The organism is Pseudomonas sp. B21-053, from assembly GCF_026016365.1.
In the GTDB taxonomy this organism is placed as follows: Bacteria; Pseudomonadota; Gammaproteobacteria; order Pseudomonadales; family Pseudomonadaceae; genus Aquipseudomonas; species Aquipseudomonas nunensis.
The window spans coordinates 814,883-834,956 of record NZ_CP087205.1 but is presented as its reverse complement, the minus strand read 5'-3'; the positions used below and the strand labels follow the sequence as shown (position 1 = coordinate 834,956).

Sequence of the window (20,074 nt, the reverse complement as noted above, 5' to 3'; positions counted from 1 at the left end):
ACCCCACATCCATAGGCGGCAACGATGCACTTCGACCTAACCGACCTGCGTCTCTACTTGAACATCCTCGACACCGGCAACATCACCGCCGGCGCCGGTCGGACGCATCTGTCCCTGGCCGCCGCGAGCGCACGCATCCGTGCCATGGAAGCCTCGCTGGGCATCGATTTTCTGCAGCGCGGCCGTCGCGGCGTCACGCCGACGCCCGCCGGTAAAGCACTGGCGCAACACGCCAGGGTGCTGCTGCAACAAGCCGAACGCATGCAGCAGGACCTCGCCGACTACGCCAAAGGCGTCAAAGGCCAGGTGCGGTTGCTGTGCAACACCACGGCAATCACCGAATACCTTCCGGAGTTGCTCGCGGACTTCCTGCGCGAGCATCCCAACCTCGACATCGACCTACAAGAACTGCCCAGCACCCGCATCACCCACGCCTTGCGCCAGGGAGCGGCGGACTTGGGAATTGTGTCCGACGCCGTGGACACCGGCGACCTACAGACCCAAGCGTTTCGCGACGATCCGCTGGTACTGATCCTGCCCGATGACCACTCTTTGTCCAACGCCAGCGAAGTCAGTTTCAGCGACACCTTGCACCACGATTACATCGGCCTCGGCGCCAGCAGCGCATTGGCGGTGTATCTGGAAGAACAAGCCCTGCACGCCGGCCTGCGCATGCAAATCCGCATCCGCGCCGACGGCTTCGATGGCGTCATGCGTATGGTGGCTCGAGGTGCCGGACTGGCAATCGTGCCGTTGGCGGCGGTTGAACGTGGCTCGGCGCAGCAGCCGTTCAAATGTGTCGCCCTCAAGGAGCCTTGGGCTCAACGCAAATTGCTGCTGTGCGCACGGGACTTCACTGCGTTGCCCGGCTATGCACAAGCCCTGTTGCACGCATTGACTCTCCCCTGAGGGGCAGACTTTATCCTTGGGGTTTGATCTTCAAGGACGCAGACGATGGGCAAAAAAATCCTGGTGATTCTCGGCCATCCGTCGAGCAACAGTTTTTGCGCTGCGCTCGCCGAACGCTATGCGCAGTCAGCGTTACGCGCCGGGCATGAGGTGCGGCAATTATTTCTCGGACAACTGGATTTCGACCCGGTCCTGCGTGAGGGTTACCAGCAAATCCAACCCCTGGAAGCCGATCTGCTCCACGCGCAGACCGACATCCTGTGGGCCGAACACCTGACGCTGATTTATCCGATCTGGTGGGGCGGAATTCCGGCGTTGCTCAAGGGCTTTTTTGATCGGGTGTTCCTGCCGGGGTTTGCCTTCAAGTACCGCGAAGGCAAAGCCTTCCCCGATAAACTCCTGCATGGTCGCAGCGCGCACTTGCTAGTCACCATGGACACGCCACCCTGGTATTACCGTTGGGTGTATCGCATGCCCGGGCTGCATCAGATCCGTAAAACCACCCTGGCCTTTTGCGGCATCGAACCCAAGCGCACGCTCACCTTCGGCCCGATTCTCGGTTCCAGCGCCCGCCAGCGCGAAGCCTGGTTGCTGCAAGCCCAGGCTATCGCCAGCCGTTGAGTCTGCCGATAATGCGCCTGACTGTACCTCGGCAAAAAAGGGACTTTTCATGTACATCGGCCAGGCCGCGCAACGTTCAGGCACCACTATCAAGAGCATCCGCCATTACGAGTCGATCGGCTTGCTGCCGGCCGCCCAGCGTCTGGGCAACTACCGGGTCTACGACCAGCAAAGCGTCGACCTGCTGATCTTTATCAAATGCGCCCAGCAATTGGGTTTCCGGCTCAAGGAATTGCAAGCGATCTTCGCCGGGCATCAAGGCACGGCGACGCCGTTACAAAGGGCGCAACAGGCCATTGCGGCCAAGAAGCGAGAGATCAACGAACAAATTGCCGCGCTGTCGCAGCAGCAAGCGCAATTGATCGAATTCGAAGCCAGCCTCGAACACGCCTGGATCGATTGTCCGCTGGAAAACTTTGAGGCCAGCGCGCGTTTCTGAGCAGGTCGATGTCGAGCACAGACAACTGACGGGGGGACGGGCGCTATAGGGTGGCGACTTCACTTCTTCAGCCTACTTGCCCGGAGTCCACATGACCGCACCTATCACCGTTCTTCGCGACACTCACCCGCTGCCGGTGCTCGACGCCTGCAAATGGGAAAAACTTGAAGGCGACCCGCACACCGTCAACCTCAACGCCTACACCAGCGAAGACGGCAGCAAGATCATGGGCACCTGGATCTGCACGCCCGGCAAGTGGTACGTGGAATACGTGAAGTGGGAATACTGCGATTTCCGCGAGGGGTATTGCATCATCACTCCAGAGGGCAAAGAGCCAATCCATTTGCGCGCCGGGGATATCTTCGTCATCGAGCCGGGGATGAAAGGTACGTGGGAAGTGGTTGAGACTGTGCGTAAGTATTTTGTGTTTGCCTGATAAAGCAAAAGATCGCAGCCTTCGGCAGCTCCTACATGGGAATGTGTACACCCTGTAGGAGCTGCCGAAGGCTGCGATCTTTTCTTTCCAGCAATAAAAAACCAGGGATCTGCCCGACACAGATCCCTGGAAAAACCTCTTATTGAGGTTTGCGATAGCTGTTGATGATCGCCGAGAAGTCCTTGCCACCCTCCCCACGCTGGCTCATCGCCTGATACAACTGCTGGGCCACCGCGCCGAGCACCACCGGTTGGTGCGCCTGACGTGCCGCTTCCGTGGCCAGCCCCAGATCCTTGAGCATCAGTTCTGCACCGAAACCGCCGGTGTAACCGCGCGAGGCCGGCGCCGTTTCGACGATGCCCGGCCACGGGTTGTACATCTCCGAACTCCAGCAACGCCCGGTCGAGCTGTTGATGATCCCGGCCAACACGCCGGTGTCGATCCCCAACGCATCGCCCAAGGCCATGGCTTCACTGACGCCCACCATGGAGATCGCCAGCAACAGGTTGTTGCAAATCTTGGCGATCTGCCCGGTGCCGACTTCGCCGCAATGCACGATGTTGCGGCCCATCTGCGCCAACACAGGTTGCAGGGTGGCGAACAGTTCAGGCGTGGCGCCGACCATAAAGGTCAGCGTCCCGGCCGCCGCACCACCAGTGCCCCCGGACACCGGCGCATCCGCCATGGCCACGCCTTGCTTGGCCGCAGCGGCCGCCACGTCGCGTGCGGTTTGTGGATCGATGGTGCTGCAATCCACCGCCGGCACACCTTTGCCGATACCGGCGAGTACGCCGTCTTCACCGAGCCAGACGCTGCGCACATGCACAGCGGCGGGCAGCATGGTGATCACCAGTTCTGCGCCTTGTGCCGCTTCCCGCGCCGTAGCGCTGATGCTGCCGCCCAGTTGCTCCAGTTCGGCCAGCACGGTTTTGTTCAGGTCGACCAGGTTCAGCGAATGGCCAGCCTTGATCAGGTTGCGCGCCATCGGCGCGCCCATGTTGCCGAGACCGATAAAAGCGATTTTCATGTCCGGCTCCTTAACGCAAGTTGATGGTGGTGTTCACACCGTCGTTGACGCTGTCGTCATCGAACCAGCGACTGGTGACAGTCTTGGTCTGAGTGTAGAACTGCACCACTTGCTTGCCATACGGACCGAGGTCGCCGAGTTTCGAACCACGGGAACCGGTGAAGCTGAAGAACGGCACCGGCACCGGAATCGGGATGTTGATACCAACCTGGCCGACGTCGATTTCGCTCTGGAATTTACGCGCCGCTGCACCGCTCTGGGTGAACAGGCCGGTGCCGTTGCCGAACGGGTTGGCGTTGACCAGGGCAATCGCCTGATCGAGGGTGTCGACTTCCAGCACCACCAGCACCGGGCCGAAAATTTCCTGGGTGTAGATCTGCATCTCGGTGGTCACACCGGAGAACAGGGTCGGGCCGACAAAGTTGCCCTTCTCGAAGCCCGGAACGCTGATCTCGCGACCATCCAGCTCCAGCTTGGCGCCTTCCTTGATGCCGCTTTCGATCAGATCGAGAATCCGCGCCTTGGCCTTTTTCGAGATCACCGGGCCGACATCGGTGCCTGCTTCACTTCCGGCATTCACGGTGAGTTTCTGCGCCAGCGCTTTCAGGTCCGGCAGCCATTGCTTGGCCGCGCCTACCAGCACCACCACCGACGTGGCCATGCAACGCTGACCGGCCGCACCGAAACCGGCGCCGACCAGGGCATTGAGGGTTTGTTCGCGATTGGCATCCGGCAGCACCACGGCGTGGTTCTTCGCGCCCATCATCGATTGCACGCGTTTGCCGTGTTTGCCGGCCAGGTCGTAGACGTGCGTGCCGACGGCGGTCGAACCGACGAAGGAAACAGCCTTGATGTCCTTGTGGGTGCAGAGCGCGTCCACCACGTCCTTGCCACCGTGAACCACGTTGAGCACGCCCGCCGGAACGCCGGCCTCGATCGCCAGTTCCACCAGCAGCATGGTCGACATCGGGTCCTGTTCGGACGGCTTAAGCACGAAGGTGTTGCCGCAGGCGATGGCCATCGGGAACATCCACAGCGGAATCATCGCCGGGAAGTTGAACGGCGTGATGCCGGCGCAGACACCGATGGGCTGACGCAGGGTGTACGTATCGACGCCGCCCGCCACGTTCTCGGCGAACTCGCCCATTTGCAGGGTGCCGATGGAGCACGCGTGCTCGACCACTTCCAGGCCACGGAAAATATCGCCTTCAGCGTCGGCAATGGTTTTGCCCTGCTCGGCACTCAGCACCACGGCGATGCGTTTGGAGTGTTCACGAATCAGCGCCTGCAGCTTGAGCATGATGCGCATCCGCGCGCCGATCGGCGTCAGCTTCCAGGTCTGGAAGGCGCGATGCGCAGCGCTGATCGCGGCGTCGACTTCCTGCGCGGTGGCAAACGGAACCCTGGCCAGCACTTGCTGGGTCGCCGGGTTGATGATGTCGTGCCACTCGGTGGTCTGGGACTCGACCCACTCGCCGTCGATCAACAGCTTGACGTTCTGGACGGTGGTTTCGTTAGGCGTGAGCGATGCGTTCATGCTGGTCTCCAATACTTATTGTTATGCAGGGAGCCAAGGCGTGTAAGTCGCCTTGAGATGAGGCGTGTGTCGCGAATTGGTTGTCGGACTGTTTTTGGAGTATAGATGTGCAAACTTCTAATAAGAACGCACATAAAAGCCGGTCCAACATGCAAAAAAACATCACGTCTTTAGGTTCGCTGAACTGGGATGACCTCAAGTTTTTCCTCGAAGTCGCCCGCACCCGCAAGGCCAGCACCGCGGCCAAGCGCCTCGCGGTGGACTACACCACCGTGTCGCGACGCATCAGTTCGCTGGAAGCGGCGCTGGGCACATTGCTGTTCGAAAAGTCCCGGACCAGCGGCTTCGTCCTGACCGCCGAGGGCCAGCGATTGCTGGGTTACGCCGAGTCGATTGAAAGCACGCTGCACATGGCTTGCGAGCAGGTTTCCGGCTCCGGCGTGGCGCTGTCCGGGCATGTGCGCATGGGCTGCACCGAAGGCTTCGGCAGTTTCTTCATCACCCCGCAACTGAGCCACTTCGTCGACGCCTACCCGGCCATCTCGGTGGACATCCTGCCGCTGCCGCACTTCATCAGCCTGTCCAAGCGCGAGGCAGACATCGTCATCGCCCTGGAACGCCCGGAACACGGGCCGTACGTCTGCTGCAAACTCTGCGACTACAAATTGCAGCTGTACGCGACCCAGGACTACCTCGACAAACACCCACCGATCCGCCGCCCGGCCGACTTGGGCAAGCATTCATTCATCAGTTATGTGGACGATCTGGCCTTTAGTTCGGAGCTGCTGTACCTGGCGAACGTACTGCCCGGCGCCAGCGCCAATCTGCGCAGCACCAGCGTGATCGCGCAGTTCGTGGCGGCACAACAGGGGCGGTCGCTGGCGATTTTGCCGTGCTTCCTGGCGGCGCAGGACCCGCGATTGCTGCCGGTATTGCCGGCCGAGATCAACATCACCCGGCAGTTCTGGATGTACTGCCGCGAGGATCTGAGGAAGCTCAAGCGGATCACCCTGTTGTGGGATTACATCCGCGAAGTGACTGAGCAGAATCAGAGCCTGTTGATGGGGGGCAGTCGGGAGATGGTGTTCGCCGACTGAGAATTTTTTAGTCATCAGCTAGCGGCAACGCAATGAGTTCAGCGAAGGTTTGCCAAAAACTCCGTGCCAACGAAATCGGCATCAGAGACATGGCCCACTCGAAGATGCACTTGCACTTCAGAAGTTATCCTACAGACCCGCCCTTCCGTTTCCGGTAGCCTCCCGCGAGCCAGTACAAGACTGGTTCACGACCATGGATGAAAGACGCAAGGACGATGAATGATTTCTTCTGCACGATTGGGTGACAAACACGTCTGCCCATTGCCAGGCCACGGCACTACTCCTATTGCCTCTGCATCAGCTGATACCAACATCAACCTCATGGGCTCGGCCCGAGTTGGCGATACCTGTGGGTGCGGCGCAGTCATCACGACTGGCTTCCCCTCTATCCAAGTGAATGGCCGTCCGATGGCCCACTTGGGGAGCCCAACCAGTCACGGCGGGACAATCATCACGGGATCTGGCGACGTCGGTGGTGGCTTTGTCATGGGGGATGCGGGTGGCGCAACCATTATCAACTTCATGGCCCTCGGAGCGTTCCGTCCGGATGGCTCAGTAGATGATGAAAAGATGGCGACCTTGTTGGCCGCCCCGAAGCTCACAGAGAAGGCCACAGCGGCGAACGCGCTGATAGATTCAAAGGCAGCCACTACGCAGCCGGACACGGAGGCTGTACCGAACGATGGACCTGAAGGTTGCACTCACCCGAACATGATGGAGAAGCTGGCGAGCTACATCGCGGACGAAATGAATAGCAACATCCATTACTCCTCGGTTTTGAAAATGAAAGAGCTGCTCAGCTATGACGTTGCGGAAGAAACCCGCAAGCAACTAGAACTACCTTGGTTTTCCCAAATAGGAAACACCAGCCCTCAAACTATTGGGGCTGCAAACGCGACGGCAGCTATGGCTCTTTGGACTGAACGAGTAGGCCAAGGCCGTGATTGGGACCACAAACCGAAGATCCACGCGAAGTTTGGCAAGTATCGCCACAGGCAAGGCAAGTACGACTACTACTACGATATTTGGTCGAACATTCACTACGGCTATGTTGGCATGGCTGGAGGATTTACTGAAGGTGTCCTACTGGATGGAGCTGGGGGCGAGCAGATTGTTTCAGATCAATTGCGACAGTGGAAAGAGAAGCTATTTGTCGCCAAAGACGAGCAAAAACTCAAAGGACCTCATGCCACAGAGGGAGTAGAGGGGTTAAGAGCATGGGATGACGTCCCTGATCGGGTTTCGATTAGTATCGGCATGAAACTCTACAACACGCATCCAAATGGGGGCATCACAGCAAAAATGATTATGGACGAAGTGCTAGCAGTCACACCGAAGGAATGGGGAGATGGAGCCAGTGTCCATGTATGCGCGCAATATTAAAGCCCGATATGTTATTGGGGCGCTCATTATTTTTCCGTTGCTGTTCTGGTACGTGGCGACCCCTGTCGTACGTGTCCATTACTCAAAAGAGGGTACAGACGAACTTCGGCTAATCTGGAACACGCAACACAATATCCATAAAGAAGGAATGCTTCCAGGGCAAGCCACGTTTGATACCGGGCATATTTTCCCCAATGAGAAATTCTTCATGATGTTCGATTGGTGGTCCGACAAGGGACTTCGGAGGTGCATCGACATAACGCCAAAATGGGGAAGCGCGATAGATATCTACCTCAATGGAACAGGTCGCATCGACACGGCTAAAACCTCTCCTAACGTTATTGCCCGCTTGAAGCAGTGTGAAGGTGATGCTGATCCTTTCCGGCCCTAAGCCCCCTGTCAGCGCAACGGGAAGCTCAAGCGGATCACCCTGTTATGGGATTACATCCGCGAAGTGACTGAGCAGAATCAGCGCCTGTTGATGGGGGAGACTCGGGAAATGGTGTTCGCCGACTAGTCGGCGATGACCACGATCGACACCCGGCGATTCTCGGTGCGGCCGGCCGGTGTGTCGTTGGAGGCCACCGGCTCAGTGCTGCCCAGCCCTTGCAGCTTGATGTTCTCTTCTTTCATCCCGACAGCGGCCAAGACCTTGCCGACGCTTTTCGCGCGACGCAGGGACAGTTGTTGGTTGTAAGACTCTTTACCGGACCCGTCGGTGTGGCCATCGACGCGCACTCGCTCGATCCCGATGCCTACCAAAGACTTGCCAATGCGCTGGACGATTTCAGTACTTTGCGGATTCAGGCTTTCGACATCACTGCCAAACAGTACTTTGCCGGACAGGCCAAAGGCCCAGCCCTCGTCGGTCAATTCGAAGCCTTGTTGCTTGAGCACCGCGACCTGCGCCGGGGTCAGGCCTTTTGGTGGCGCGGTTTGGCACCCGGTCAATGTCAATAAAGCCATGAACAGAGTGACGGTGAAAAATCGCAGGGAACGCTGAGGCAGTGAGAACACAGAAATTAGCTCCTGGTTTGAACGTGAACGACGGGGTGCTCCGACCCGGCCGTGTGCTGTGCGCCTCGCGACAGGCGCTTGGCTTGATACATCGCCGCATCGGCGGCGTTGAGCAAGGCGCCCGGAGTGGCACCGTGATCGGGATAGACGGCGATGCCGATACTGAGTGAGGTCAACACCGTGGTGTTGCCCGGCAACGTGATCGGCACTTCCATGCTGGCAATGATTTTGTCGGCGATCCGCTCGGCATCTTCGTTCTTGTGCAGCGGCGTCAGCAGCACGGCAAACTCATCGCCGCCCAGGCGCGCCACCAGGTCTTCCTCGCGCAATTGCGCACGAACCCGTGTGGCCACCGCCACCAGCACCGCATCGCCGGCGGCATGGCCGAAGTTGTCGTTGATTTCCTTGAACCGGTCGCTGTCGAGAAACAGCACGGCCACGCGCTCATTGAGCTTGTGCGCATTGCGCAGCGCACGAATCAGCCGTCCTTCGAAAAACGCCCGGTTCGGCAAACCGGTGAGGCTGTCATGGCTGGCCTGGTGAGCCAGGGTTTCATTCTCGCTTTGCAGATGGGTCTGCCAGGATTCGAGTTCATCGAGCAAGGCATTGAAGTCGTTGCCCAGGTTATCCAGTTCGGCGATCGCGGCGGGCGGCACGCGCTGGTCGAAGGCCCGTTCGCTGCGCGCGGCGTGGGCCACGAAAGCCAGACTGCGCAGTGGGCGGGTGATTGCGCGAAGTTGCCGGCGCGCCAGATACAACGCGACCCAGGCACTGATGGCCGTGCACACCACGATGCCCATCAGGCCGCTGAGCAAAAAACGCATCAGGCTGCCGCCGTGGCCGGTGAGCTGGATGCTGCCGATTTCCCGGCCCTGATGGACGATGGGCATGTTGATGGGCTCTTCCAGGAAGGCCTTGGCGATCTGCATTTCCAGGTCGGAGAGCAATCCGGTTTCCGGTCGCTGCCAACGGGCGAGCAAAGCGCCCTGCGTATCATGCACCTGGGCATCGGCGACTTCTTCGGTGGACGCGATCAACGCCAGCGCTTCGGTGGCGGCGGCCTTGTCGTTGAACACCACCGCCGCTTCCACGGTGTAATTGATCGAGCGCGCGATCAGGTGCAGGTTGTGATCGGCGTACACCCGCAACGCCAGCACCCCGAGCAAAGTCAGTGACACGCTGGCCATGGCCACGCCGACCAGCGCGACGATCAAATGGCCGCGACCGATGACGGAGCGCAACGTGGGGCGAGTATCCGGTTTGAAAAGACTCATGACGCCGCCGGCTTACGGCGCGACAGTTGCAACACGCTCGGATGAATGCGCACGCCACTGCGGGCGACGGAGTCGAGATTGACCTCGAAGGACACTTGATCGTCGCTGACCCGCAGACAGAAAAGACTGCCGACGGTGCACTGATCGCTGCTTTCGCTGATGCTCAACACCGGTTGACCGATCAACGAGGCGAACAAGCGGCTGCGCTCATCGGCGGTCAACTTGCCGATGTAGACCGCATCGCACTCGCCGACAATCGCCGGATTGTCGGCCAGCAGGCGTCGTACGGTGACAGGACGGCCGGTGGCCTGGGTCGAGCCCTTGACCAGATCGTCGGTGTATTCGGTCGGGCCCACCACGCACAGGCGTAACTGTGCGGGTTCTACAGGCCAGCGGGCATAACTGAGAATCCCGAGCACTACCTGCGTGACCGCTTTGGCCCGTTGGTCAGCCATACCGACGGCGGTTTCAGGCTGAGCGAATGCGTTTCCGGCCAGCAACCAGAGCAGGCCGACAAGCAATATTCGCTTGCAGCCGATAACGCTCTCTGTCGCCCGGACAGCCAACTTCATGCAGGGATTCTCTTCGGATTCAACGGAATAGTGCCGCAACGATAGCACAGCACCGAAACGCCCGCGAGCCTGTAAAACCGGGCGTTTCAGACAGATTTACGTCGTCAACCGATTGGCATATCAAGGGCTAAACTAAATGCCCTCCTCCAACTCCAGCATCAACCCACTCAAGCGCTTAACTTTGCGTTGCACGGCCTCTTCAAACACCCCGGCACGGGGTTCGATCAGCGTGAACCAGTCCTTGGCCCGGGTGATTCCGGTGTAGATCAGCTCCTTGGTCAACACCGGGTTCAGGGCGTCCGGCAGGATCAACGCAGTGTGGGCAAACTCCGAGCCCTGGGATTTATGCACCGTCATCGCGTAAACCGTCTCGACATCATTGAGCCGGCTCGGCAGCACAAAACGCACACCGCCCTGGCCATCGTTGCGCGGGAAAGCGACACGCAGCACATGCTTGCCAGTCTCGGGGCCGTCGCGCTCCGGCAGCTTGAGCGCAATGCCGATGTCGCCGTTCATCAAGCCCAGGCCGTAATCGTTGCGAGTCATCAACACTGGCCGCCCTTCGTACCATTGCTGGTCGCTGTCGATCAGCCGCGCCTTGAGCAAGGCGTCAGTCACTCGCTGGTTCAGGCCTTCAACGCCCCACGGCCCTTTGCGCACCGCGCACAACAACTGGAAGGTGTCGAAAGCATTCAGTACTTGCCGCGCCCACTCGGTCCAGCGTGGATCATCGAGGCTGCTGTCGAGAGGCGGCCGCTGTTTGCGCAGCAGACTCAGGTAATGCCGATAACCGTGTGGCCCGTCGTTATGGCCGTCGAGCAGCAAACGCTCCAGCGCTTTGTCCTGCTCACCTTTGAGGGGCAGGGAAAACACGTCTTTAAAGCTGCGTTCGGTCAGCAGCTTGCGAGCTTCGTTGGGGTGTTGTTGGTTGACCCAGCGAGCTAACTGGCCAATGCCACTACCCTCGCCAAATCGACGGGAGTGACGCAGCATCACCACTTGTTGGGCCAAGGGATGAGAGCCGTCGGTGTCCTCGTGCAAACCGCTGCCTTCCAGGCTTTCACCGCTGACGGTCTCCAGCCACTGGCGGGTCAGAGGGCTATACCAACCGGCCTCGGCGTCGCGACACAAATCCCCCAGCACGGCGCCCGCCTCCACCGATGCCAATTGGTCTTTGTCACCGAGCAATACCAGACGCGCATGGGCCGGCAACGCGTCGAGCAAGTTGGCCATCATCTCCAGGTCGATCATCGACGCTTCGTCGACCACCAACACATCCAGCGGCAAGCGATTACCGGCGTGGTGACGGAAATGTCGGGTGCCGGGCCGACTGCCCAGCAGACGGTGCACAGTGGTGACGTCGGACGGAATCTTGTCCCGCACCGCTTCGGCAACGGTCAGGGTTTGTACTTGCTGACTGATGGATTCCGTCAGTCGCGCGGCAGCCTTGCCGGTAGGCGCGGCCAGACGAATACGCAGCGGTTTGCCAGCCTCCACGGCCGGTGCCTGGAGCAACGCCAACAAACGCACCACGGTGGTGGTCTTGCCGGTCCCCGGGCCGCCGGTGACGATACTGAACGCACTGCGGGTGGCCAGGGCACAGGCGAGTTTTTGCCAGTCGATCACCTCGCCCGGTTTGGCGGGACCGAACAAACCGGTCAGGCGCTGGAGCAAATCCGTCGGTGTCGCTTCATGTTCTGACAGACGCTGACGCAGGGCATTGTCGATGCGCCGTTCGTAAGCCCAATAGCGGCGCAAGTACAGGCGTTTGCCCGACAACACCAACGGCCGATGCTGAGCCGCCTCACGCCCATCCACCGCCAGCGCCACCAGACTGCTGGCGGCCAGCACCTTGCACCAATGCGCGCCGTCCAGCGCTTCCAGCAATTGCGACGGCAGCAACATCGCGCCGCTTTGCACATCGCCTTCGGGGGGTAACGACAGGGCGAAGTCCGGCGCCTTGAGCGTTTCGAACAGGTCCAGGCACACATGCCCGTGGCCGAGTTGGTGACTGGTCAACGCTGCGGCCAACAACACCAGCGGATCATCATCGGGAGCGAGTTCATGGAGAAAGGCAACGAAGGCCTTGTCCAGCGCCCGCAGCCAACCGCGTTCGACCCAGCGGGTGAGCAACAGCAAAAGATCGTCGGCGCGAGTCAACGGCGCCAGGTCGGCCAGGCTTTCCGCCGCCAATGGCGTGGGCAACAAATCGGCGAAGGTGCGGCTCATAGCAGTTCTCCCTGTTCCCAGGCGGGCTCAGCCTTGGGTTCCGGCTTACCTTGGAACATACGATCCAGACGCTCGATCAATTCCCGTGGCGGACGGGCGAAATACACGCCTTGGCTGGCGGCTCGCGTACCGCGCAAGAACAGGTACAACGCGCCGCCGACATGCCGGTCGTAATCGTAGTCGGGCAGCCGTGCCTTGAGCTGGCGATGCAGGGCCAACAGGTACAACACGTATTGCAGGTCATAGCGGTTATCGAGGATCGATTGCTCCATGGCCTGCTCGGTGTAGGCCGCGTCATCGACGCCGAGCCAGTTGGATTTGTAGTCGGCGACGTAGTAGCGACCGTCGTGCTCGAACGTCAGGTCGATGAAGCCCTTGAACATGCCATTGAGCAGCACCGGTTCGGCGGCCACGCGGGCCACGCCGTTGTGGGTGTGTTGGCGCACCAGTTCATCGAGCTTGAGCACGTCGACCTTGTGACTGGCGAACCAGAACTCCATCTCGACCCGGTACTGGGTCAGTTGCTCAAAGATCACCGGTGGCTGTCCGCCGCCGATGTGCAATGGTGATTTGAGCAGGTGCTGCAACCAGTCGCTCAACGTAACGATCCAGCCTTCCCAACCGCGCCGATTGCAGCGCCGGCCAACCGCGTCTTCCACGGCTTTCGGCGTCGCGCTGAAGCCTTCGTCGCCGGCCCATTCGAGCAAACCGTGGAGAAAGGTGCCGGGGTTCGGGCCACGGGGAAAGCGGTGAATATCCGCGCCGCCGGTCACCACTTCCCGTGGTGCCTCGGGATCTAGACGTTCATCATCGAACAGCTTTTGCGCTTGCGGACTTTCTGGCGCTTCGTCAGTGCCCACGCTCATGCTGTCGCCAATGCGCAAGGCGCTATAGGAAGCAATCCACCAGTTTTCGCTGGCCTTGCGTTTGGGCAGCAACGGCGCGAGCAAGGTCGCTTCGTTACGCGGCGGATGGTAATGCTCAGCGGTTGCCTCAGGCATCTCGTCATAGCTCAGTGCCGGACAATCCTGTTGCAGGTCTTCCAGCCAACGCTTCAGGCCGGCGGACTCAGCCAACGCCGCGCCAGCGCCCAACAGATAACCCAATGCCGATAAATGCAGCACCGAGCTGTTGTTATTGCCGCGCTTGAGGTCAGTCACACCGAGCCAGCACGCGTGTTGCGCGCGCGTCAGTGCCACATAGAGCAAGCGCAAATCCTCGGCCAGACGCTCGTCATCGGCCAGGGCGATCAACTCGGGTGTCGGTTTCAACGTCACCTGCGCCTTGCCCGTGGCGTCGTGGTAATGCAGCGGCAAACGACTGCCATCCACCGGTTTCGCCGAGCAGATGAAAGGCAGGAACACCAACGGATATTCAAGGCCCTTGGACTTGTGAATGGTCACGACTTTGACCAGTTGTTCGTCGCTTTCCAGGCGCAGGATTTGCTCTTCACCCGCCTGGCCGGACAGCGCCAGATGCTCGGACAAATGCCGGATCAGCGCTTGTTCGCCGTCGAGTTCGGCGGCCGCCTGTTGCAGCAACTCGGAGAGATGCAGCAGGTTGGTCAAGACACGCTCGCCGTCGCTGCGGGTGATCAATGCCTGGGGCAACTGGAAGTCGTGCAGCAAGCGTCGCAGCATCGGCAGCACGCCTTGCTTGCGCCAGATCTCGCGATAACGGCGGAACTGCATGACCCGCGCCTCCCAGGCCAGTTCGTCCTGATTCAGTCGCTCCAGTTCAGCCAGCGAGAGGTTCAGCGTGATGCAGGCCAACGCGGCTCGCAGTGGACGCTCGACGTCGGGCTCGGCGCAGGCCTTGAGCCAGGTCAGCAGGTCATGCGCTTCCTGGGCGGCGAACACCGAGTCCTTGTCCGAGAGATAAACACTGCGCACACCACGAGCGGAGAGTTCGCCACGCACGGCCTGGGCCTCTTTGCCGTCGCGCACCAGAATCGCGATGTCCGCCGGCAGCAGGCCTCTGAAATCTTTGCCGTCCTGTATGAAACCCGCCCGGCCTTGTTGCCCGCCGTTCAGCAACGTGGTGATTTGACTGGCGCAGGCAGCGGCCAGTTGTTGTCGGTAGACCACTCCGGACAGCGGCTGCTCGGCAGGCAGATGCCAGATGTTCAGCGCCGGAACATTCTGACCATCGATTTGCAAAACCTCTTTGCGCCCTTGGGATTCGACTGGCAGGAACGGTACGGGGTTATCACCGTTTTTTTCGCGAAAGAGGAACGCACCGCGCCCGGTTTCACGCGACTCGGCACGCTCGAAAACATGGTTCACCGCATTGACCATGCCATGGCTGGAACGGAAGTTGGTGCCCAGCGTATGCAAGCGGCCGGTGGTGGCCTGACGGGCGCGCAGGTAGGTGTAGATGTCGGCGCCACGAAAGGCATAAATCGCCTGCTTCGGGTCGCCGATCAGGAACAGGCCGCACTCGGGGTTGTTGTCTTCGATGCGATAAATGCTTTCGAAGATGCGGTACTGCACCGGGTCGGTGTCCTGGAATTCATCGATCAACGCCACCGGGAATTGCTCGCGAATCAGGGTCGCCAGGCGCTCACCGCCGTCGGACTGCAAGGCTGCATCGAGGCGCAGCAACATGTCATCGAAGCCCATTTCTGCGCGGCGCCGTTTTTCCTCTTCGAAACGTGCGCCAACCCACTGGGCCGCGTGTTGCAGAACGGCCGCATCAGGCGTCGGCAAACCATCGAGACTGACCTTGAGGCCAGGCATCGCATCCAGGCCTGGATGACGGGGTGCTTCACCCTTCCAGGCTTCGGCCATGCCGTCGGGGGTTAGTCGGCTGAATCCGGTGCCGATGTCCAACTGTTCGAGGGATTCGTCTTCGGCCCAGGCTTTGAGCTTTTCGAACCAGGGTTCGAAATAGCGTGCCTGCATTTTGCGCCCGTCGACGCTTTTGCTCGCCATGCCCTGATGACAGATCGCGAGCAATTCGTCTGCCCATTGGCGCCACGGCATCTTGAGTTCGAGCAGGGCTGTGCGCCGTTCGTGCAGACACTCGGCGATGAGTTCGGCGGGCTCTTTGCCCTCAACGCTATCGCGCTCACTGGCGAACAGGCCGCGCACTCGTGGCAGCAACGCTGCGGGGCCGCCCCAATTGGCGCGAACCCAGTTCAGCGCATCGCCTTGCATCGGGTAGCAGAACAGCCGCCAGTAATCGCGCAGGACTTCGCCCAGTAGATCGCTGTGATCGGTTTCCAGGGTTTGGGTGAACAGACTGCCGCTGTCGAACGCGTGCTCGCGCAGCATGCGCTGACACCAACTGTGGATGGTCGAGACCGCCGCTTCGTCCATCCATTGAGCAGCGATGTCCAGTCGGTTTGCGCAACCGGACCATTGCTCTGGAAGGAACTGGTCTCGCAAATCTGCAATCAGGCTATCGGGCGCCGGGATCTCATCCCGGAAGAACCGCGCAGCTTCGGCCAGACGGGTGCGAATACGCTCGCGCAGTTCTTTGGTGGCGGCATCGGTGAAGGTCACGACGAGAATTTGCGGCGGCAACAATTCGCGCCCGAAACCACTCGACTCGCCGCCGTGGCCCAGGACCAGACGCAGATATAGCGCGGAGATAGTGAAGGTCTTGCCGGTGCCGGCACTGGCTTCGATCAACTGGCTGCCGCGCAGTGGGAACGCCAGGGCCAACGGTGTCTTCGTGGTCATGAGCGCGCGCCCTCGCTGGTCAGTGAACGCCAAGGGGCTTCGAGCAGTGGCCGGTACAAAGCGTCGCACCAGCCGGGGAAGGTTTCATCGGCGATCAGACTGTCGTAATCCGCGTATTGCCGGGCGAGTGCCGGGCTTTCGCGACGCTCGCCGTCGGTGGTCTGACCGTCGCCTTCGTAGGCTTTTCGCGCGGCGGCATCGGCCTTGATCGGGTCGGTTTGACCGAGCCAGGCGAAGGCGGTTTTCACTGCGATCGGCAGCGGTTGGCGCATGCCCGCTTGCCAGGCCAGCAGCAGGTTACCGAGGATTTTCAGCGCGGCTTCCTTCTGCAACGGTTCCAGCAGCAGAGTGTCGTCGGAGGCGACCAGCGCGGTGGTCATCGACAAGCCGCTGGCGCAGGCGACCAGATGGTTGACCCACGGTCGTGTCAGTCGATGCCACTTGCGGGTCTTGATCGAGCCGATGCTGTTGGGGATCGTGGTGATCGACAGCATGCCCGCATCTGCGCGTTGATGCAGGCCACTGAGCCAGCCTTCAAGGCGCAAACCGTGCAGTTCCAGATTCACTGGCAACGCGCTGGTCAGCGGTGTCGGCCATAACGCCAGGAGTTGTTGATAGCGTTGCAGCAGATCCGGTAACGGTTCGATCAACTCGCGCTGAAGGCATTCACCGAAACCGGCCATGGGCAGCAGGCCACTGTTCTGCAGGCGGATGGCTTGGGCTTCCAGTGCCTGATCGGACTGATCCAGTTGATTCAGTGCCGCCTCAAGCAAACTGTCGCTGAGGCTGTAGCGTTGCAGCGCGTCGAGCACGAAAGGTTCTTCATCGGCCAACGGCACTTCAGCTGCTTCGAAGAACACCTTGAGCCGCTGGCTGAAGAAATGTCGTACGGGGTTGCGCAGGAAATCCTGCAATTGTCCCAGGCCTAGCGGCTCGTCCTGAATGTAGGGTTCGAGAATCTCGATATCAGTCGTTTGCTCATTGGACTGATGAAGCACCTGCCATTCGCTAGCGTAGCTGAACAGCGCATCGCCTTCGTGGAAGTAGCGGGCACTGAAAGGTTGCAAGGGGTGTTCTTGCGTCATTGCTTCAAGCAGCTCATCGGCGTGGTCGTCCAACCGCCAACCGCTGGCGAGATGGTCGCGTAACTGGCCAATCAGTACCGATGCCGGACGCTCGCTGTTATCACGAATGCTCCGGCCTACCCAGCTGATATAAAGTTGATTGCGTGCCGACAGTAACGCTTCCAGCAGGAGGTAGCGGTCATCTTCGCGCCGGGAGCGATCACCGGGGCGGTAGTCACTGCCCATCAGGTCGAAGTCCAGCGGCGGTTGGGCGCGAGGATAATCGCCGTCATTCATACCGAGTAGACACACCAGTTTGAACGGGATCGCGCGCATGGGCATCAAGGTGCAGAAGTTGACGGCGCCGGCCAGAAAACGCTGAGACAAGCGGCCCTGATCGAGACCGGCCAGCCACGCTTCGCGGACGACTGTCAGCGGTAACTCGTCCTGTAATCCCACGGATTCGCAGGTATCGAGCCAGGTTTCGCGCAGTTCTTCGAGTTGAGCCAGCAAGTAGTCGTCATGCTCGTTGCTGGCCTTGAAAAAAAGCTGAACCAACCCTTGCAACCGCACGCCCCATTGCTTGGGCGGAGCCGGTTGTGTGAGTTCCTGGTGCGCGATTTCCAGTGCATCCAGCAGGGCAACCAAAGGACCGATGAGCGCGGCGTCCAACCCACCGATCTCGTCGTAAGGCTCAATACCTTCGCAGGCATTGGCGCTGCCCACCGCATAACCGAGCAGCATGCGTCGCAGGCCGAAACGCCAACTGTTTTGCTCAAGCTCTTGCGGCAGACCGAGGGCGGCTCGTTGTTCAGCATTCATGCCCCAGCGTATACCGGCACCTTCGATCCAGCGGTGCAGGGTCGGCAGGTCAGGTTCTTCTACGCCAAAGCGAGCCCGGAGTGCGGGGACATCCAACAGGTCGAGAATCTCGCTGACCGGAAAGCGACTGTCAGGCAGCTTGAGCAGGTGTTCGACAGCGATCAACAGAGGATCGCGGCCGCGCTGGCCCTGGTCTGCCAGAGTGAAGGGAATAAAGCGCGGGTCATTGCGCTCCAGCTGGCCGAATACCGCGCGGATATGCGGAGCGTAGCTGTCGATGTCCGGCACCATCACGATCACATCGCGAGGTCTTAAATCCGGGCTAGCGCTGAAGCGCTCGAGCAACTGATCGTGAAGGATTTCCACTTCCCGCTGGGCACTATGGGCAATGTGAAAACGGATCGATTTGTCGTTTTGCAGATCGACGGCAGGCCAATGCTCTCGGGTCTCGTTTAAAGGACGCAGTTCAAGGATGTCGTCTTGCAACTGATTGAGCATGTTTTGTGGCTGGCTGTCGCTGAACAGGTCGATGCGACCACCACGAAATGCCGCACGATAGCTGCCGGGATCGTCATAGCTGTCGAGCAGGTTGATGTAGTCCCGCCCCTGTTTGCCCCATGCGGCCAATAGAGGATGAGCGTGTTGGTGAAGGGTTTGCGGATCGAGGACAACCGGCATCCCGCTTTTACGGGCCTGGCGTTTGTATTGGTGCCGCAACAGGTCTTTATCGGCGACGATGTCAGCCCAATGGTAACGACATGGGTTGTGGACGCAAAGCAAGACCTGGCTGAATCGAGCCAGTCCGGCGAGTGCTTCCAGTGCTTGGGCGGGCAGCGAAGAAATCCCAAAAACGATCACTCGGGACGGTAATCCACCAGGCGCTTCGTCGAGACTGTTGATACGTTCAATAAACCGTTGATGGACGCCAGCACGGCTTTGGGCCATGCCTTGTTCCCCCACATCCAGCAGCAGCGCACGCCATAGCTCTGCCTGCCAGCAATTCGCCGGGGTCAGGGCCTTGGCTTCGCCTCTGCCATTGCGTAATTGATGTCGGCCTTCAGCCCAATCCTCAAGCCAGTCGGCCCGGTATACCTGATATTGGTCGAACAGATCCGCCAGACGCTCGGACAATTGATAGCGTTTACGCAAATCAGTGTCGTGGGTAAGGAATCGTTGCAAGGGTTCGAAATGCGGCTGGTCGATTAACTGCGGCAGCAGGCGCATCAGACGCCAGGTCAACGGGGCTTTATCGAGCAGGGATTTGACCGGGATTTCATCCCGGCCCAAGACCATGCGATAGAGTTGCCACATGAAGCTGCCGGGTAATTGCACATCGATTGCCGCCGCGATGCCACAGCCGCCCATATCATCGTCTTCAGGGTCTTCGGCCAGTGCGAGCTTCAGCCATTGAGCAATCCCGTTGCTCTGTACCAAGGCTATTTCATTTTCCAAGGGCGCCAGTGGGTAGTGCCGCATGATGCTGATCACCAGGCTACGCAGTTCATCCAGACTGTTGCTTTGAACCACCATAAAACCAGCATTGAGGGACGCAGCGTCCGGCATAAAGGCTTCCTTGGGAAAATACAAAAGCTAGGGCCGAACCTTAGCACTGTCGCGAGACTGTGACAGCCAGGAGCCGTCTGATGATGCTGTACGAACTTTCCTGCGGGCAAAACAAAACCCCTACCTGCATACGCAGATAGGGGTTTCGGAATTTAATCTTGACGATGACCTACTCTCACATGGGGAAACCCCACACTACCATCGGCGATGCATCGTTTCACTGCTGAGTTCGGGATGGGATCAGGTGGTTCCAATGCTCTATGGTCGTCAAGAAATTCGGGAGCCGGCTCGTTTGCCCTTACGGGTTTACGCTCCAGCGAATGGGTATGTGATAGATCTCGGTGTTTTGTGAGCAGTTTCGAACTTTCGGTTCGTTTCGTCTTCACACACCGCAATCT

15 protein-coding genes, 1 rRNA gene and 1 pseudogene are annotated in these 20,074 nt (G+C 59.8%); 8 read left to right on the top strand and 9 right to left on the bottom strand.

The genetic code is table 11. The features are described from left to right. Window positions 1-24: 24 nt before the first annotated feature. From LOY68_RS03640 to LOY68_RS03625, 4 genes are all read left to right on the top strand, one after another. Window positions 25-909 carry a LysR substrate-binding domain-containing protein gene (locus LOY68_RS03640; protein ID WP_265042939.1) on the top strand — a complete coding sequence of 295 codons (885 nt, stop codon included), beginning with the start codon at window positions 25-27 and terminating at the stop codon, window positions 907-909. Between the two features lie 45 nt (window positions 910-954). Next, window positions 955-1,530 carry an NAD(P)H-dependent oxidoreductase gene (locus LOY68_RS03635; protein ID WP_265042938.1) on the top strand — a complete coding sequence of 192 codons (576 nt, stop codon included), beginning with the start codon at window positions 955-957 and terminating at the stop codon, window positions 1,528-1,530. A 49-nt stretch (window positions 1,531-1,579) separates the two neighbouring features. Further along, a complete protein-coding gene (locus LOY68_RS03630) occupies window positions 1,580-1,969 on the top strand; it encodes a MerR family transcriptional regulator (protein WP_265042936.1) in 390 nt (129 codons plus the stop codon). 91 nt (window positions 1,970-2,060) lie between these two features. Beyond that, window positions 2,061-2,405, top strand: a complete 345-nt coding sequence (locus LOY68_RS03625) for a cupin domain-containing protein (protein ID WP_007946320.1) — start codon at window positions 2,061-2,063, stop codon at window positions 2,403-2,405. A 139-nt stretch (window positions 2,406-2,544) separates the two neighbouring features. On the opposite strand, the gene mmsB is transcribed toward LOY68_RS03625, so the two are convergent. Together mmsB and LOY68_RS03615 are read right to left on the bottom strand one after the other, a co-directional pair. Continuing rightward, window positions 2,545-3,432, bottom strand: a complete 888-nt coding sequence (gene mmsB / locus LOY68_RS03620) for a 3-hydroxyisobutyrate dehydrogenase (protein WP_265042933.1) — start codon at window positions 3,430-3,432, stop codon at window positions 2,545-2,547. Window positions 3,433-3,442: 10 nt separating this feature from the next. Further along, window positions 3,443-4,969: a CoA-acylating methylmalonate-semialdehyde dehydrogenase gene (locus LOY68_RS03615; protein ID WP_163908239.1), complete on the bottom strand. Its 1,527-nt coding sequence runs from the start codon at window positions 4,967-4,969 to the stop codon at window positions 3,443-3,445. 149 nt (window positions 4,970-5,118) lie between these two features. Between LOY68_RS03615 and LOY68_RS03610 the strand changes: the two genes are divergently transcribed. The 4 genes and pseudogenes from LOY68_RS03610 to LOY68_RS32200 form a co-directional block, all read left to right on the top strand. Then, the gene (locus tag LOY68_RS03610; protein WP_163908237.1) at window positions 5,119-6,066 is read left to right on the top strand and encodes a LysR family transcriptional regulator; all 948 of its coding nucleotides are present in this window, start codon (window positions 5,119-5,121) and stop codon (window positions 6,064-6,066) included. Between the two features lie 219 nt (window positions 6,067-6,285). Next, entirely contained in the window at window positions 6,286-7,449 is a 1,164-nt protein-coding gene (locus LOY68_RS03605; RefSeq protein WP_265042930.1) for a polymorphic toxin type 44 domain-containing protein, read from the top strand. Beyond that, entirely contained in the window at window positions 7,430-7,840 is a 411-nt protein-coding gene (locus tag LOY68_RS03600) for a hypothetical protein (protein WP_265042928.1), read from the top strand. The genes LOY68_RS03605 and LOY68_RS03600 overlap by 20 nt, the downstream gene beginning before the upstream one ends. A 21-nt stretch (window positions 7,841-7,861) precedes the next feature. Continuing rightward, window positions 7,862-7,966 (top strand): annotated as a pseudogene (locus LOY68_RS32200) (LysR family transcriptional regulator); the annotation flags it as partial. Here the strand turns inward: LOY68_RS32200 and LOY68_RS03595 are convergent. The 7 genes from LOY68_RS03595 to rrf form a co-directional block, all read right to left on the bottom strand. Then, complete coding sequence (locus LOY68_RS03595) at window positions 7,963-8,415, bottom strand: OmpA family protein (RefSeq protein WP_265045744.1); 453 nt, start codon at window positions 8,413-8,415, stop codon at window positions 7,963-7,965. The pseudogene LOY68_RS32200 and the gene LOY68_RS03595 sit on opposite strands and share 4 nt — an antisense overlap. A 56-nt stretch (window positions 8,416-8,471) precedes the next feature. After that, complete coding sequence (locus tag LOY68_RS03590; RefSeq protein WP_163908235.1) at window positions 8,472-9,740, bottom strand: diguanylate cyclase domain-containing protein; 1,269 nt, start codon at window positions 9,738-9,740, stop codon at window positions 8,472-8,474. Further along, window positions 9,737-10,312, bottom strand: a complete 576-nt coding sequence (locus LOY68_RS03585) for a YfiR family protein (protein ID WP_265042926.1) — start codon at window positions 10,310-10,312, stop codon at window positions 9,737-9,739. The genes LOY68_RS03590 and LOY68_RS03585 overlap by 4 nt, the downstream gene beginning before the upstream one ends. Before the next feature lie 132 nt (window positions 10,313-10,444). Further along, window positions 10,445-12,541, bottom strand: a complete 2,097-nt coding sequence (recD, locus tag LOY68_RS03580; RefSeq protein ID WP_265042924.1) for an exodeoxyribonuclease V subunit alpha — start codon at window positions 12,539-12,541, stop codon at window positions 10,445-10,447. Beyond that, window positions 12,538-16,227 carry an exodeoxyribonuclease V subunit beta gene (gene recB / locus LOY68_RS03575; protein ID WP_265042922.1) on the bottom strand — a complete coding sequence of 1,230 codons (3,690 nt, stop codon included), beginning with the start codon at window positions 16,225-16,227 and terminating at the stop codon, window positions 12,538-12,540. Before recB ends, recD begins: the two co-directional genes overlap by 4 nt. Continuing rightward, on the bottom strand, window positions 16,224-19,676 hold the full coding sequence (gene recC / locus LOY68_RS03570) for an exodeoxyribonuclease V subunit gamma (protein ID WP_265042920.1): 3,453 nt from the start codon (window positions 19,674-19,676) through the stop codon (window positions 16,224-16,226). Before recC ends, recB begins: the two co-directional genes overlap by 4 nt. 156 nt (window positions 19,677-19,832) lie before the next feature. Then, window positions 19,833-19,948 (bottom strand): 5S ribosomal RNA (gene rrf, locus LOY68_RS03565). Window positions 19,949-20,074: the final 126 nt, after the last annotated feature.